General features: G+C 65.4%; 15 protein-coding genes and 1 pseudogene. 6 read left to right on the plus strand and 10 right to left on the minus strand.

Annotated elements, in window-relative coordinates; all coding sequences use genetic code 11:
* The first annotated feature begins 87 nt into the window (after positions 1-87).
* Positions 88-1098 carry an alpha/beta fold hydrolase gene (locus tag RPC_RS17030; RefSeq protein WP_011473819.1) on the plus strand — a complete coding sequence of 337 codons (1011 nt, stop codon included), beginning with the start codon at positions 88-90 and terminating at the stop codon, positions 1096-1098.
* Positions 1099-1412: 314 nt separating this feature from the next.
* Positions 1413-1691 (plus strand): GCG_CRPN prefix-to-repeats domain-containing protein, encoded by a 279-nt coding sequence (locus tag RPC_RS17035; protein WP_011473820.1) that lies wholly within the window; start codon positions 1413-1415, stop codon positions 1689-1691.
* A gap of 221 nt (positions 1692-1912) precedes the next feature.
* Here RPC_RS17035 and RPC_RS17040 read toward each other — a convergent pair.
* A pseudogene (locus RPC_RS17040) lies at positions 1913-2539 on the minus strand (TetR family transcriptional regulator); the annotation flags it as partial.
* A gap of 94 nt (positions 2540-2633) precedes the next feature.
* Between RPC_RS17040 and RPC_RS17045 the strand changes: the two are divergent.
* From RPC_RS17045 to RPC_RS17055, 3 genes are all read left to right on the plus strand, one after another.
* Positions 2634-3299 (plus strand): O-methyltransferase, encoded by a 666-nt coding sequence (locus RPC_RS17045; RefSeq protein ID WP_011473822.1) that lies wholly within the window; start codon positions 2634-2636, stop codon positions 3297-3299.
* Between the two features lie 99 nt (positions 3300-3398).
* Positions 3399-3629, plus strand: a complete 231-nt coding sequence (locus tag RPC_RS17050; protein WP_041801984.1) for a colicin E3/pyocin S6 family cytotoxin — start codon at positions 3399-3401, stop codon at positions 3627-3629.
* Positions 3622-3960: a hypothetical protein gene (locus RPC_RS17055; RefSeq protein WP_041801986.1), complete on the plus strand. Its 339-nt coding sequence runs from the start codon at positions 3622-3624 to the stop codon at positions 3958-3960. Before RPC_RS17050 ends, RPC_RS17055 begins: the two co-directional genes overlap by 8 nt.
* Before the next feature lie 220 nt (positions 3961-4180).
* On the opposite strand, the gene RPC_RS17060 is transcribed toward RPC_RS17055, so the two are convergent.
* From RPC_RS17060 to RPC_RS17095, 9 genes are all read right to left on the minus strand, one after another.
* Positions 4181-4849, minus strand: a complete 669-nt coding sequence (locus tag RPC_RS17060) for a Fic family protein (RefSeq protein ID WP_011473824.1) — start codon at positions 4847-4849, stop codon at positions 4181-4183.
* Positions 4846-5022 (minus strand): hypothetical protein, encoded by a 177-nt coding sequence (locus RPC_RS26530; RefSeq protein ID WP_167532081.1) that lies wholly within the window; start codon positions 5020-5022, stop codon positions 4846-4848. The genes RPC_RS17060 and RPC_RS26530 overlap by 4 nt, the downstream gene beginning before the upstream one ends.
* A 90-nt stretch (positions 5023-5112) precedes the next feature.
* Positions 5113-6645, minus strand: a complete 1533-nt coding sequence (locus RPC_RS17065; protein ID WP_011473825.1) for an acyl-CoA carboxylase subunit beta — start codon at positions 6643-6645, stop codon at positions 5113-5115.
* A gap of 222 nt (positions 6646-6867) precedes the next feature.
* Entirely contained in the window at positions 6868-7686 is an 819-nt protein-coding gene (locus RPC_RS17070) for a penicillin-binding transpeptidase domain-containing protein (protein ID WP_011473826.1), read from the minus strand.
* A 199-nt stretch (positions 7687-7885) separates the two neighbouring features.
* The gene (locus tag RPC_RS17075) at positions 7886-8152 is read right to left on the minus strand and encodes an EscU/YscU/HrcU family type III secretion system export apparatus switch protein (RefSeq protein ID WP_011473827.1); all 267 of its coding nucleotides are present in this window, start codon (positions 8150-8152) and stop codon (positions 7886-7888) included.
* Complete coding sequence (locus RPC_RS17080; RefSeq protein WP_011473828.1) at positions 8149-9888, minus strand: flagellar hook-length control protein FliK; 1740 nt, start codon at positions 9886-9888, stop codon at positions 8149-8151. The genes RPC_RS17075 and RPC_RS17080 overlap by 4 nt, the downstream gene beginning before the upstream one ends.
* A 60-nt stretch (positions 9889-9948) precedes the next feature.
* Positions 9949-10734 (minus strand): ATP12 family chaperone protein, encoded by a 786-nt coding sequence (locus RPC_RS17085; RefSeq protein ID WP_011473829.1) that lies wholly within the window; start codon positions 10732-10734, stop codon positions 9949-9951.
* A 12-nt stretch (positions 10735-10746) separates the two neighbouring features.
* Complete coding sequence (locus RPC_RS17090; protein WP_011473830.1) at positions 10747-11058, minus strand: hypothetical protein; 312 nt, start codon at positions 11056-11058, stop codon at positions 10747-10749.
* A gap of 31 nt (positions 11059-11089) precedes the next feature.
* Positions 11090-12595: an RluA family pseudouridine synthase gene (locus RPC_RS17095; RefSeq protein WP_011473831.1), complete on the minus strand. Its 1506-nt coding sequence runs from the start codon at positions 12593-12595 to the stop codon at positions 11090-11092.
* Between the two features lie 2287 nt (positions 12596-14882).
* Here RPC_RS17095 and RPC_RS17100 point away from each other — a divergent pair.
* Positions 14883-15320 (plus strand): hypothetical protein, encoded by a 438-nt coding sequence (locus tag RPC_RS17100; RefSeq protein WP_415914732.1) that lies wholly within the window; start codon positions 14883-14885, stop codon positions 15318-15320.
* Positions 15321-15602: the final 282 nt, after the last annotated feature.

Genomic DNA, 15602 nt, shown 5'->3' on the forward strand with positions numbered 1-15602 from the left:
CACGGAACGATGCGCCGCGATGCGCGTCTCCCTGCCATGCCGCGCCGCGCTGGGGCGGCGGCTCGCCGAACCGTGCCGGAGACCACGATGCCCCGTCGGTTGTTGCCCGCCATCATCGCAACGCTGCTGCTGCTGTCGCCCAGCCCTGCGCCGGCGGCCGGCGACGCCGCGCGAGAACCCTACGGCATCGACCTGGAAGGCTTCGCCTATCCCCACCCGGTGCAGTTGCTGCCGCTCGTCAACGACGGCGAACAGCTGCGGATGGCCTATATGGACGTCGCCCCGACGCAGCCGAACGGCCGCACCGTGGTGCTGCTGCACGGCCGGAATTTCCCGTCGAGCTATTGGGCGCCGGTGATCAGGACCTTGAGCGAGCAAGGCTACCGCGTGGTGGTGCCGGACCAGATCGGCTTCGGCAAATCCTCCAAGCCGGCCGGCGACTTGCATTTCGACACGCTGGCCCGCAACAGCATCGCGCTGCTCGACCATCTGCAACTCGGCAAGGTCGACATCGTGGCGCATTCGCTGGGCGGCATGCTCGGCGTGCGGATCGCCCGCGCCACTCCCGAGCGGATCGCGCATCTGCTGCTGGCCGCGCCGATCGGCCTCGAGGACTATCGGCTCTATGTACCGCCGACCCCGACCGAGACCATCATCGAGACCGAGGACAAACTGACCGCGGAGGGCTACCGCAAGCAGCTCGAGACCAATTACGCGCTGAAGCTGCCGCCCGACCAGGTGACGCCGTTCATCGACGCGCGTTTCAACATCAAGGGCGCCGCCGACTATCCGCGCTGGCTGCACGCCTTCGCAGCCTCAGCGCAGATGATCTATCGCGAACCGGTGGTGCACGAGATTCCGCTGATCACGGTGCCGACGCTGTTCGTGATGGGCGCTGACGACCACAACGCGCCGGGCAAGCCCAGCGCGCCGGAGGCGCTGCGGCCGAAGATGGGGCAGAATGCGGAACTGGCCAAGGCGCTCGCCGCCCGGATGCCGAACGCGCGCGCCGAGGTCCTGGCCGACGCCGGGCATCTGGTGTTCCTCGAGCAGCCCGAGCGATTCGATCAGCTGATGCTGCAGTTCCTGGCGAAGTAACACGTGCCGAACCACGGGGCTGATCAATCGCATTCGTCCTTTGAAGCCCGACAAACGCTGCGGCGCAGCATCGCGGCTCCCCCGCGCGCCGCGCCGCAGGGAATCGGCCACGTGCGAACCCGCTTCGCTTGCAGCGACGCCGCGTCGCAGGGCAACGAAAGCCACGCGAAGAGATGCGACATTCATTCGGCATTCACGGAGAAACTGCTTTGTTGCGCGCGCACGTCGCCAGCTCGCGTTGAGAAGCTTTACGGTGACGACGGAGTCGGTCAGGTTGTGGCGCCCGCGACGCGGGCCGAAGAAAGGGAGAGACTATGAAGACGATCTTTGCAGCCGCCATGTTTGCCGTCGGCCTTGCCGGCCTGGGAAGCGCCAACGCGATGCCGCTGGCGCCGCTTGCCGCAGCCGACGCGGCCGGCGTGATTCAGGTGGCGCAGGGCTGCGGACCCGGCTGGGCACGCGGACCCTATGGCCGCTGCCGCCCGATGTATCGCCGCGGCCCGGTGGTGGTCGCGCCGCGGGCCTATGTTCGCCCGCCGGTGATCGTGCGCCGCGGCCCGCCGCCCTGCCGTTACGGCCGCTGCCGTTACTGATCGGCCGCCACGAACGACGAAGAACCCCGCGCCAGCGGGGTTCTTTGTGGCGCGTCCTACGACGCCTTGCTGCGCGCCGTGCGGGGTTTTTTGATCGAGGGCCGCGATGAGCTGCCGGACGCGGTGACCCCAACGGACTTGGCGGCTTTACCGGGCCTGGCGGCTTTGCCGGACTTGGCGGCTTTGCCGGCTTTGCCGGATTTGGCGGCTTTGCCGGATTTGGCGCGGATGGTTTCAAGGTAGGCGCAGAACATCTCACTCAATGCGCGCGCTCGGGCGTCGATCGCCGCAGAGCCGTATCCGGTTTCCGAGAGCTGCTTCCCCACCGCTGCCATCGCCATCATGATGACATCGGCTGCCACCAGTCGCTCGGCCTGCGGAACGCCAGGCAGCGCCTCGCGCATGAAAGCTCTGGCGGTCTTTGTAACCGCGAGACGAAGCTGGCGCGCTTCAGGGGCGTCGCGGTACAGCGGCGCCGCGTCGCCGAGCGCAACGCGCATCTGCGCCTCCTCGCATTCGGAGCGAACGAAGGCGCGAACCGCCAAGCGCAATCGCCGCAACGGCGGATGCGACGGATCGGCGAGGATGCCGACGAGTTGCCCGCCGGTCTGCTGCCATTCATCGGCCTGCAGCCGGAACAGGATCGCCTCCTTGTTGGGAAAATATTGGTAGAGCGAGCCGACGCTGATGCCGGCTTCCTCGGCGACCCGCGCGGCGGTGAAACGACGGGCGCCGTGGCGCGCCAAAACGCGACCTGCCGCCACCAGAACGCCCGCCACGAGCTGCCGCGAGCGTTGCTGTTTTGGCTGTTTTCGTCCGGAGATACAAGGTGTTGCGGGAGTGGTCATGGCCCTCTTGGGGAACGCGAATTGAGAATGCGACTATTTCAACGTATTTTCCGGCAACGCGCAAGTCGCGGCCCACCTCTCCGGAGACGACCTGATGACGACGCTGTTGAACGCACCGCTTGCCCCCCTGCTCGACCGTCTGTTCGCCGACGCCGAGGCGACCACCGCCGCGCTGCGCTCGACCGTCATGCAGATGCCGGAGCACGAGCGCGCGGCGATGATGGCGAGCAAGACCGATTACCGCGCGCTCTACGCCAGCATGAAGGATGCGCATCTGGCGGTGTCGCGGCAGACCGCGGCGCTGCTCTACATGTTGGCGCGCTCGACCGCCGCGCGCAGCATCGTCGAATTCGGCACCTCGTTCGGCATTTCGACCCTGCACCTCGCAGCAGCCTTGCGCGACAATGGCGGCGGACGGCTGATCACCAGCGAGTTCGAGCCGTCAAAAGTAGCGCACGCCGGCGCCAACTTCGCAGCCGGCGGGCTGTCCGACCTGATCGAGCTTCGCGAAGGCGACGCGCTCGAAACGCTGGCGCGCGATCTGCCGGATCAGATCGATCTCGTGCTGCTCGACGGCGCCAAGGGTCTCTATCCGGCGGTGCTCGACCTGCTCGAGCCCCGGCTGCGGCCCGGCGCGCTGATCCTCGCCGACAACGCCGACTGGAGCCCGGACTATCTCGCCCGCGTCCGCTCGCCCAAGCGCGGCTATCTGTCGACGCCGTTCGCCGAGGATGTCGAACTGTCGATGCGACTCGGCTGAGGCGGGAAGATCTGGTGCGCGAATTAATGTCATCTTCTGCCCCACGAGCCCGGCAATTCGTGGCATAATGGCTTAGGGTCTTTGTGAAATGAGTGGCTCGTGGCCAAGCCGATCCCTAAGCCTTGCTTTCTCGATGGTCTTGAGCCGCTCGGCGCCGTTCACGGTGAAAGACGATGGCGAAGCCAGGACGGCAAGCGGCTCTACACCTGGGACGGCTTGCACGGCGAAATCGAGGTCTTCAACGCTCGAGGCAAACATCTGGGAGCGCTCGATCCGTTGACGGGAGAACTCATCAAGGACGCCGTGCGAGGGAGAACGATCGATGTCTGAGATCCAAACCGGAAGCTTCATCGAGCTTTGCCTGGCAGGACACGCGCTCGTCGACGAGATCGATGACTTCGTTGATCGCTGGCACAGCGCGCCATCGGACACCAGCTTGCGCGACTACCTCGGCATGTCGGAAGCTGAGTACTCGCTATGGGTCAACGACCCGGACGTTCTGCCCTACGTGATCCTTTCCCGAAAGGAAGGCCGATCTTTCACGCAGGTGGTGAACGACAATTACTACAGCAGCCTCTGCCTAGCAGCCCGGCCCGATCAGGGACAGAAAATTCGAGTCCTGAAGGATTGGCTGGAGAGGCAGGGACACCTCGCTCGGTGAATAGTCCTATAGTTGATCGCCAGCACATCTGATCGCGGTCAGCGCTCTGTAGCCCGCATGAGCGCAGCGACATGCGGGGCCGCGTCGCGCGACGTTCTCCCGGATGTCGCTTCGCTCATCCGGGCTACGCTTGCTGCATGAGCGAAGCGACATGCAGCGGGCGTGTTAGCCCCGGATATCGCTTCCGCTCATCCGGGCTACGCTTGCTCACCAGGGTTGGCTATTCGGGCAATTTGCCGCCTACCGAACGATAGAATCCAGCCAATTGGTGCGCCAAGAGCGATCCTAATAACGTCTCCATTTTGGAAACATCAAGCCTCCCCTCCCGCCAAGCCAAATCTGCGGCGTCGAGCGCTTCGAAATAGGGAATGCGATTATCGACGATCTGATCGGGAATAGTCGGAGTCCCCGGAAGTAACGTGCCAGCACGTATCGACAGGACGACGTAGGAAATCATCCTGGATGTTCGACCGTTTCCGTCGGCAAATGGATGAATCCAGTTCAATCGCCACATCAGATACGCAGCAAGATGGATCGGTGAGCTGAAGTCCCAATGCTCGTTGACATAGTCGCACATGTCTTCGATGAGTTCCGGCACGAGGTGCGCGCCGACCGGCTGGTGCTTGCTTCCTTCGATAGCGACGCCGCCGGGACGATAATTTCCGGCGTAAGAGCTGATGCCCGCCAAAGCCTCGCGGTGCAGCCCGAGAATAAGCGACGGCCGCAACCTGAATGATCCACGCTCCAGCGCGGTGTGGATCACCCCGATGGCGGCATCGTATTGCCGAAACCCGTTGCGCGTCTCCGCGGCGGCCCTGGCTTGAGGATCGCTGATGAGTTCAGGTTCGAGCGCGCGGCTATCCCGCCGGTCGCGCTCGGTCCCTGTCATTTCTCATCTTTGCCCAGGTTCTCAGCCTCCCGATCGACCATGTCGCGGGTAATCAATTCATTCTCGAAATGCGTGTTGCCATAGACAAAGCTGCGCCGCTGCTGTTCGCGGTGCTCAGGGCTGGGTCTAGCCGTCCTTGCGGCTTCGAGAAGCTTTTTGAGGTCGTCGGTCATGGGCCAAACATAGGCGACTCCGCCGCCGATTTCTACGGAATTTGGCGCTGTCGTGAACTCGCGTTCATCGACAGCGCCGGTTCCTTTCGCTTACATCGGAATATTGTCGTGCTTCTTCACCGGGGACTCGACCTTCTTCTCGCGCAGCATGGCGAGCGCGCGGACCAGGCGGCGGCGGGTCGAATGCGGCATGATGACGTCGTCGATGTAGCCGCGCTCGGCGGCGACGAACGGCGACAGGAAGCGGTCCTCGTATTCCTTGGTGCGCGCCGCGATCTTCTCTTCGTTGCCGATGTCCTTGCGGAAGATGATCTCCACCGCGCCCTTGGCGCCCATCACGGCGATCTGCGCGGAAGGCCAGGCGTAGTTCATGTCGGCGCCGATTTCCTTCGAGGCCATCACGTCGAACGCGCCGCCGTAGGCTTTTCGCGTGATCACCGTGACCAGCGGCACGGTGCATTGCGAATAGGCGAACAACAGCTTGGCGCCGTGCTTGATCAACCCGCCATATTCCTGCGCGGTGCCCGGCAGGAAGCCCGGCACGTCGACGAAGGTGACGATCGGGATGTTGAAGGCGTCGCAGAACCGCACGAAGCGCGCCGCCTTGCGCGAGGCGTCGCTATCCAGCACGCCGGCCAGCACCATCGGCTGGTTGGCGACGAAGCCGACGGTGCGGCCGGCTAAGCGGCCGAACCCGGTGACGATGTTCTTGGCGAAGGCGTCGGACAGCTCGAAGAAGTCGCCCTCGTCGACCACTTTGAGGATCAGTTCCTTGATGTCGTAGGGCTTGTTCGGATTGTCCGGGATCAGGGTGTCGAGCGACATGTCGACGCGTTCGATGTCGTCATAGCTCGGCCATTCCGGCACGCCGTCGGCGCTGTTCGACGGCAGGAAATCGAGCAGCCGGCGCATCTGCAGCAAGGTTTCGACGTCGTTCTCGAACGCGCCGTCGGCGATCGACGAGCGCGTGGCGTGCACGCTGGCGCCGCCGAGTTCTTCCGCGGTCACCACTTCGTTGGTCACGGTCTTCACCACGTCGGGACCGGTGACGAACATGTAGCTGGTGTTCTTCACCATGAAGATGAAGTCGGTCATCGCCGGGGCGTAGACGTCGCCGCCGGCGCAGGGGCCCATGATCACGCTGATCTGCGGGATCACGCCGGAGGCCTGCACCACGCGGCGGAACACGTAGGAGTAACCGGCCAGTGCGGCGACGCCTTCCTGGATGCGCGCGCCGCCGGCGTCGTACAGGCCAATGATCGGCGCCCGCGCCTTCATTGCCATGTCCTGAATCTTGCAGATCTTCTGCGCGTGGGTTTCCGACAACGAGCCGCCGAACACGGTGAAGTCCTTGGCGAACACGAAGGTCTTGCGGCCGTTCACGGTGCCCCAGCCGGTGACCACGCCGTCGCCGGGGATCTTGGATTTCTCCATGCCGAATTCGACCGAGCGGTGCTCGACGAACATGTCGGTTTCCTCGAACGAGCCCTTGTCGAGCAACAGGTCGATGCGCTCGCGCGCGGTCAGCCGGCCGCGGGTATGTTGCGCGTCGATGCGCTTCTTGCCGCCGCCGAGTTTGGCTGCCGTGCGGCGTTCGTCGAGAGATTCCAGGATGTCTTTCATGAGCTCCAGACCGCTTTCGTGGGATGTCGTGAGGTGCTGGGCTGGCCCGGTTTGACGGCCGGCGCCCAAGATTGGCGGGCTTCTAACACGGGGTCTGCAAGTGGGGAATTACCTATCCGGCTACGCTGCCTATGGTTGCGAGCCGCCGCTGTCACGGTAACCGGCGGCATCCGGGCGCTGACGATGGCCGACATCGTCTCGATGCGCCGTCAGCCTGGCCGGTCAGATCGCGCCGATATCGCCGAGGCATTGCTCGGCCAGCGCCATGCGCAGAGCGACGTGGCGCGGCTCGCGAATGTCGAGATTGAGCGCGAACACGGTGTGCGCGCCGCCCTTCTCGGCCCAGCCGACCAGCCAGCCCAGCGTCGGTTTGCCGATTTCGGCGCCGAGCAGCCCGGTCTTGGCGCGAATCAGCGCATCGCCGACCTTGCCGACCGGCAGGATGTCGCGGACCAGATCCTGGCTGCGCGCCGAGATCGGCAAGACGCCGCGCCGCAGCCGGTCGACGAAATCGATCTGCTGGATCGGATCGATCCGCAGCTCGCCGGTGAGCCAGAACTGATCGATGCCGCCGCCGATGTTGCGGTTGCCGTAGTCGAACAGATCGAGATGCTTCTGCATCCGCTCCGCGCCGATCCGACGCGCGATCTCCTGATACACCGGCACCGCGGAGGCGGCGATCGCCGAGCGCAGCGTGTGATCGCGATTCCATCCTTCGATGTCGCGCGTCACGCCGTCCCACTTGAACACGTCCTTGTCGGGATCGGCGACCACGCCGGTCTCCAACGCGATCAGCGAATGGGCGATTTTGAAGGTCGATGCCGGGTGGAAGCCCTGCCCGGAACGATCGGGATCGCTGGCGATGATCAGATAGTCCTCGGTCTTGTAGCCGACGAAGGTGCCCGCGGTGCCGACATCGGCGAAACGCTTGGCCAGCGCGACGCGGATCTCGCTGCGCGGCGGCGCGACTTCGGCGCGCGCCGACAACGGAGCGACGGCGGTGGCCGCGAACAGGCCGATGGCATGACGACGATTGAGCAAGGCGACACCTGGTGAGTTGCGATGGCGCACGATGCGCGACGTATCGTGGTGAAACGATGGCAGCGCTTGCGCGAAGCTGTCGGCGCCATTGAATAGGAATCGATTCAATTGAATCCGATCGGCGCACACGAGAACGCTCGGCTCTGCTGATCGCCTCCGATGCATGAGTCTGTCGCTGATCGCTACCGACTTGCTGCGCTCAGCGCACCCGGCCCGACAGCCGCAGCACGAACACCAGCACTTCGGCGACCGCCTTGTAGAGCTCCTGCGGAATCTCGTCACCAATTTCGACCTTGGATAGCGCGCCGGCCAAAATCTCGTTCTCCTCGATCGGAATGTCGTGGGCGCGTGCCACCTCGACGATCTTGGCGCCGATCGCGCCCTTGCCCTTGGCGATCACCGTCGGCGCGCCGGTCCTGTCGTAGTGCAGCGCGACGGCGATCTGGTTGGGGCCCTGCGCGGTCATAGCGCGCGGTCCAGGAAGTAGCCGGCCGCCGCGGCCGGCGGCTGGGTCGGCGCGCCCTCGCGGATCACGATGTCGCCGGGCTGCAATTCGGCGCGGCTGAGCGCGCGGCTGAGTTCGGCGCTGCCGGCGCGCAGTTGCGCGGCGGTGGCCGGCCGCTCCGCCCACATCCGCACCGACGTCTTGTCGCCGACCAGCGAGATCAGCGCGTGCACCGGCCCCGCCGGCTCGACGTCGAGCGAAAACCGCGCCCGCCACACCCGCTTCGCCGCATCGACCTCGCTGTCCTGCTGCTCCCGCGAGATCTCGAACTGCGCCACAGCGGTGCCTTGCGCGGTGACGAACGGAATCTCGAAATTCCAGCGCGCCGTCGCCGGGTCGGTCCGCGCCACCGCAGGATCGAGGCGATCCGGCAGCGAGGCGATTTGCAGCAGCGTCTGCCGCGCGATCGCGGCGTCGGTGTCGGAGAACAAATGCCGCGCACTGGCGGCGAACGGCTCGTGCGAGATCAGCGAAGCCGGCGCGACCGGCTGCACCGTCGGCAACGCGCCGCGGATCGGCGGCGGCAGCGCGTTGCCGCGCAGCGCGAGTTCCTCTTCGGTCGCCGGCGACAGCCGCGTGCCGGTCACCAGCGGCAGCAGCGACAGCATCGCGGCGTTGCCGGACAGCAGCTTGGCAACCTGGCCGGCCGCCAGCGGATTGGCCTGCAGCGCTTCCTGCAACACGTTGAGCGCGGCGTTGCTCGCGGCGCTGCGCGCCCCGGCCTCGGCCGCAGTCGCCGCCGGCACGACAACCGGCGTGGTGGTTTGCAGTCCCGCGATGGTGGTTTCGAGCGACGCCGCGGCTTTTTGCGACGCCAATTGTTGCGCCATCAGATCGGCGATCGGCGTCGCCGTCGACGCAATGGTCGGCGCAGCGACCACCACCGGCGTGGTGACGCCGTTCGAGGCCGCCAGCGCCGCGGCCTGCAGGCGGCCTTCCATCGACGCCGGGGTCGGCACCGCGCCTTGCGTGGCGGCGTTGCCGAGCGCGGTCGCCAGCACCTGGCGCAGCACGATCAGCGCGGCCTTCAGATCAAAGATCGGCGTCGCCGTGGCCGCGCCGGACGCCAAGCCGGATTCCAGAAACAGCCCGGAACTCTGGAACGCCCGCTTGACGTCGTTGCCGCTCAATGCCGGATCGAGCGCGGTGCGCTGCGCCAAGAGCTGGTTCACCGCGGCCTGCAACTTCGGCGGCAACGCTGAAAGATCGACCGCGGCGAGATTGGCGAACAGCGTCGCGAGGCTGCCCTGCTTGGCGGCGGCGAGTTGCGCCGCGGTCGCAACCGCGACGGTCTCGGTGGCGCTGAGTTCGGCCTGCAGCGCCACGCTCGGCACCGGCCGTTGTGCCGCCACCAGGCTGAGCGCGGCCTCCGGCGCCAAGGTCGCGGCATCGGGCGCTGCGGCATGGCCGGACAACTGCGCCGCGGTCGGATTAAGTTGCGCGCCGCTCGGCTGCGGCAGCACCGCGAGCCGCACGCCGTCGGCGCTCTGCGACACCGACAACTGCAGCGTCTGGCCGGCCTGCAAGGCGACGTCCGAGCGCACCGTGAGCGACTGTTGGCCGATGCTGATCTGGGCCTGGTCGCCGTCGACTTTGACGACGCGCGCGGTGACCACCGTGCCCGGCTGCAACGCCACAGCGTCGCTCGTGCCTTGCGCGGCAATAATCGGTAGCGTCGAATTGACCGCGATCGACATGGTGCTCACTTCGCCAGGCGAAATTGACACTTAGCGTAACCAACGGACGTAAAGCCGCCGTTAACCGGGGCTTGGGCGGAGCGCCGCCAGCACCACGGCGGCGGCCTTGAAATCGACCTGGCGCGCCGCGCGCCGCGCCGCCACCTCCTCGTCGATGCCCCATTGGGCGATGTTCCAGTCCTCGTCGACATGGGCGGCGGCCCAGACCTGGTCGGCGTCGCGGAACCGATCATGCAGCGCCAGCGCCAGCAGCGCCGAGCCGGTGATGCTGGTCACCATATGCAGCGCGGCGATCGCCCAGGGGTCTTGCGGCAGCGCGGCGCGCACCGCGGCCACCGCGGCGTCGGGCTGGCGCACAGGCACGATGCCCTCAGCGAGGATGAAATGCGCGCTATAGGTTTCGGCGGCCCAGAACAGCACCGGGTCCCAATGCTCGCTCTCCCGCGCCACCAAACCTTCGGGGAAGCTGGCGCGATAACACAACAGATCGGTTTCGAAGTACTTGGCGACGTCGTCGGTCACCGCCTCGACGCGCGTCGTCACCGCGTCGATCACGCTGTTGGCAAGCCGGGTCAGCGGCATCGTGGTCGGCTCGATGAACTGCTGCTGCGCCTGCCATTCGCCGACGATTGCCTCCGCAAGCGCGCGGTTCGGCGCGATCAAGTGACCGCGCGACGGCGTGCGGACCGCTTTGTCGTCGAGCGTGATCGCAAAGCCGCCTTCGGCCTCGACCAATCCCGCGTTCTGATAGAACCGCTTCGGCCGCGGCCCGCGGGTCGAGCGGCGCACCGCTTCCTGCGGATCGAGTTGGGATTTGCCGGCCACCTCGTCGAACAATTCACGCATCGCAAAAATCCGTCAGCGGTTGGCGCAGGCGCGCGAATAGGCGGCGCGCTGGTTGGGGCCGAGCCCCGCGGCGGCGCCCTCGTCCAGGCAATCGACCACGCGGTCGTGAAACGATCGCCGCGCCACCGGCGCGGTCGGGCGCGACGGGGCGGCGTCGAGCTGCGGCACTACCGGCACCTCGATCTTCGGCGGCGGCGGTGCGGGCGGCGGCGGCGGACTGAGCACCGCGGCGCCCGGCGGAATCTGCGCCTGCGCGACGCCGCCGAGACCGGCGAACACCACGCATACGCACAACATTGCAATCGATCTGTTCATCGCTGTCATGTCGTGATCCCGGCCCGATGGCGCAAGCCGCTTACTCCTCCGGGGCGTTTTCGATCGGATCGAAGCGGTCGTGTTCCAGCCCGAGCAGGTTCCAGGATTGCAGCATATGCGGCGGCAGCGGCGCGCTGACGTCGATGGTGCCGCCGCGCGGATGCGGAATCACGATGCGGCGTGCCAACAGGTGCAGCCGGTTCTGCAGCCCGCCGGGCAATTGCCAGTTCTCGATGTTGAAGTACTTCGGATCGCCGACGATGGCGTGGCCGATATGCGCCATATGGGCGCGCAGCTGATGGGTGCGCCCGGTCACCGGCTTCAGCGACACCCAGGCGAGCTTGCTCGCCGAGGTCTCTACCACCGCGTAGTAGGTCACCGCGTGGCTGGCGCCCTCGTCGCCATGCTCGGCGATCCGCATGATGGTGTCGTCTTCGCTCTCTTCCTTGGCGAGGTAGGTCGAGATGCGGCCCTGCTTCGGCTTCGGCACGCCGGCGACCAGCGCCCAATAGACTTTGCGCGCCGAGCGTTCGCGGAACGCGCCGGTCAAGGCGGTGGCGGCAAAGCGGGTTTTGGCGATCAGCAGACAGCCGGCGGTCTCCTTGTCCAGCCGATGCACCAGGCGCGGCTTCTGGCCCTTGGCGTCGCGCATCACCTCCAGCATCAGGTCGACGTGGCGCGTGGTGCCGCTTCCGCCCTGCACCGCGAGCCCGGCCGGCTTGTTCAGCACCATGACGTCGGCGTCCTCATAGAGGATCATCGCCCGCAACGCCGCCATGGTCTTCTGCTCGGCTTCGGACAGATTGCCGGTGCCGACCTTCGGCGCGTCGAGCTTGAGCGGCGGAATCCGCACGGTCTGGCCTTCTTCCAGCCGGTCCTTGCTGTCGGCGCGCTTGCCGTCGACGCGCAGCTCGCCTTTGCGGACGATGCGCTGGATGTGGGAGAACGATAGCCCCGGATAGCGCGCCTCGAGAAAGCGATCGACCCGCATGTTGTTCTCGTCGGCCGACACCACCACGGTCTCGACCTTGGTCGGCAACGGCACGTCCGGCACCACCGGCTTCTCGGGTTCCTCGATGTGCGGCGTTTGGCGCGGCTCGGGGCGAGGCGTGCGCGGCGGCACGCGCGGCGGTTTGCTGCCGGGGCGGAAATTTGCCGGGCGTTCGGAACGCTCGGCGCGATCGGATCGCGGCCGATCGGATCGCTCGGCGCGCTGCGGACGATCCGCGGTGGGGCGATCGGCGCGTTGCGGCCGCTCCGACCGCGAACGATCGGATTTGGCGGGGCGCTCGCCGAACGATCGCTCGGCGCGCTCGGCGCGTTGCGGGCGGTCGCCGAAAGCCCGCTCTGAACGTTCAGCGCGTTGCGGCCGTTCGGAACGCTCAGTGCGTTGCGGGCGATCGGAGCGTTCGGCAAATGATCGCTCGGCGCGCTGCGGGCGCTCGGCACGCTCGCCGCGCGGCGGGCGCTCCCCGAAGGCCCGCTCGCTGCGTTGCGGGCGCTCGGTGCGCTCGGTGGAGCGCTCGCGCGGCGGGCGCTTGCTCATCGGGCGATCGCTGTTGGTGCGGCCGGCCTTGGCGCGCTCGCCCGGCGTGGGCGCCTTGCCGCGCGTGGGACGCTCGGATTTGCCGCGTTCGCTGCCGGAGCCGCGTTTAGCGAGGGGTTTCTTGACGCGACGGCTCATTTGGGTGCTCCGGAGGAAGGCCGTGGTTAGCGTAAAAGCCCGGCCGGGTCACGGTGAAATCGCTCCGCGACGGGCCATGACGGCGGCAAGGACGGCGGGCAAGCGCGGCCGGCCTCGCGGCGCCGGCGCCCGAGTTTTGCGGAATTTGCCGCGCCTCGAAGCAATGAGGGGCGGCGGAGCGCCGAAAGGCGCGCCTATGGTCGAGGGGCCGCGGTGCGGTCGCCGACGCATCGGCGAGCGGCCGCGGCAACGCCTTCCGGCGCTCCACCGCGGCGATTTTGCGCTCCAGGACCGTGCTTCCGGGCACCGGCGCGATGCACTCCGCACCACTGATCCCGACGGTTTCCCGCCGTTCGCCTGTGCCGCGTCCAGCCAGCCAGCAAGTGGCAGACCCTCCTAATGGGGCCGGACGGTGACCCGGAGCGTCCCGAGTGCGAAGGGCCACGTCCTCCCCTCGCCCGCAGGCGCCGCCTCCCGCTCCACCACAAGACGCCTCATGAAGCGCCCCTCGCGAACGGGATGCGAATAGGGATATGGTCCTATGGGGGTTTTGTCAAGCGGTGACGAAGGGGTGTAGCCCGGGTGAGCGCAGCGATACCCGGGTGTTGCTCGTTGCGGCGCGGCCCTGCGTATCGCTCCGCTCATGCGGGCTGCGCGCTACTCGAATAGCCCGGACAATCAGCCGCTCCGAATTGTCCACGGACGACCAATAAACGTCAGCACGCCAGTGAAGAAAGCGACGACGACCGCCACCATGGGGTGCCTCCCCGGAGATATGGAATCAGCGCCTCGATTCGCGGTCAAGACGGAGCTGATGATGCTTAGACACCAAAGACTCTAAACAACGCATGTATCGCACGAATACTTATGCCGGCTATTCACAGCCGCAGGAGTGCACAGCGGCCCTAAACTTGATCCATCTGCCCACAAGACAAGTATATGAATTAAAGAGGAAATGCGGCGTCGAAGTACTTTTCAACACGTCTTGAAGTTCGCCGGAATCGCGCGAAGCGCAGTTGATGATCGCCGGCCGAATAAAAATTTTGTCGCGACAACTTTTCCGGGTGTATCCGATTGATGCCGTTTACGAGACTACACCACCCCTGATGAAGGCGAACCCTCACCATTGCAATCGGGTTCTCACCTTCCCCAGGAACATTGTCAATCAGCTGCGCATGCCGTTTCGCGCCACGGAAGGACTTTGCCTATGAAGGTGAAAGAAATCATCATCCGCTTCGAGGAAGATAAACCGCATTTTTCCAATGAGGTTGGGAATTTTCTGAGGAATAACTGGGACAAGCTCGCGGCAATGGCCATCCATTTTTTCACTAGTTTTTTTAGGAACTAGACGATAGCGACGATGTCGCACTCTTGGTCAACGACGTCTCCGCCCCCCGCAAACGTAGCCCAGGCGACCGTAGCGACACCCGGGTCTTGCTCGGTCGGAAATGCCGCATATCGCCGCGCTCATGCGGACTACTTCCTGACGGTAGAGCAGAGGCGCAACCCACAGATGGCATCGCTAAAGACGCGGGCCAATTAGGGCGGGGCTCCTCCCGCAAGGTTCAAAAATGTCCAAATCTTGCAAGACAACAAAGTCGGTGAGCGATCGCCTGTTGCCTAAATCTACAACTTCTGAGCAGTCAGATGTTACAGACGCAGAGATTATTGAGTCAAAGAATGCGATTGAAGCGAGGAAACGCTCTGACCTTGTGGAGGTCGCATCGCGCCTTAGCGAATTCAAACATAACTACGGCCTTATCGTTGGAGGCTTCTTGTATCTTCGAACCATCGAAGTTGCTGGGAAATCCACCACAATTCTGAGGGCGGGCTGGGGTGTTGCTCTTGTGAGTCTAGCTGTTAATTTCTGGAGATATTTCTCCCCTGGATAGCGTACAGACATCACCCTATGTTGCTAACAAGCTGTAGCCCGGAGGGCGGGTTAGCGTCATCGTAATCCGCCATTTCATCGAAATGCCGCCAACCGGCTACGCGCTGCCCGACCCACTTTTTGCTGACGCCATTCAATCTTTCTTGACCGCTTCCTGGCATCATCCGCAAGTAGCCCGACTAATCGGAATCGGTCGAATTGTCCGAAACTTCAAAAATGTATCCAGGCGGGTCGGCCACAGCCGAGCAGATTTTTTGCTTGGCGGAGGAATACAGGAAAGCGGCGCATGTGCTGCTGCAACTCGGACGACGTGGAGCCCCGCTGTCCCACGCGCCTTGCCGACTATCGGCCATCCACGCGATCGAGTTGTATCTGAACGCGTTGCTGATCATCAAGGGGCACGAAAGGAGCCAGATCAGGGCGCTGCAGCACGATCTCGCCGCGCGGACCGCACTGGCGATCGCAAGCGGCCTTCTGTTACGAAAGCGGACGGCGGCGCATCTGTCGGCGATGACCGGCAACAGAGAGTATGTCGTAACGCGGTACGGACCGGAGATGGCGGCAACGATCTCGCAGATCAATCGGCTCACGGCGACCCTCGATGAGGTTGCCGCCAAGGTGGCCGCGATCCTGAAGGCCTCCCCCAGAGACTCGGCGCCGCCGTCCTCGCCACGAATCGCGCGAAGCAAGCCGTAGCGCGTAGGGTGGGCAAAGGCGCTCTTGCGCCGTGCCCACGTGGGGTCTGCCGGAGTATCGCATCACTTCGCGGCACCATGGTGGGCACGCCTCCGCCGTCGCTCTGCGAGCGAGGGCGGACGCTTTGCCCACCCTACGGCTGCTTATGGGGCCAGGCCCCGCATATCGCTGCGCTCATGCGGGCTACTCCCATGCGACCTGCTTAGTCGCCGCACCGCTCGCTGCGCTCATGCGGGCTACTGCCTACGAGTTTGTCGTCATTCCGGGGCGCGGATCGGCGCC

Origin of the sequence: Rhodopseudomonas palustris BisB18 (genome assembly GCF_000013745.1) — a bacterium.
Taxonomy (GTDB): Bacteria; Pseudomonadota; Alphaproteobacteria; order Rhizobiales; family Xanthobacteraceae; genus Rhodopseudomonas_A; species Rhodopseudomonas_A palustris_F.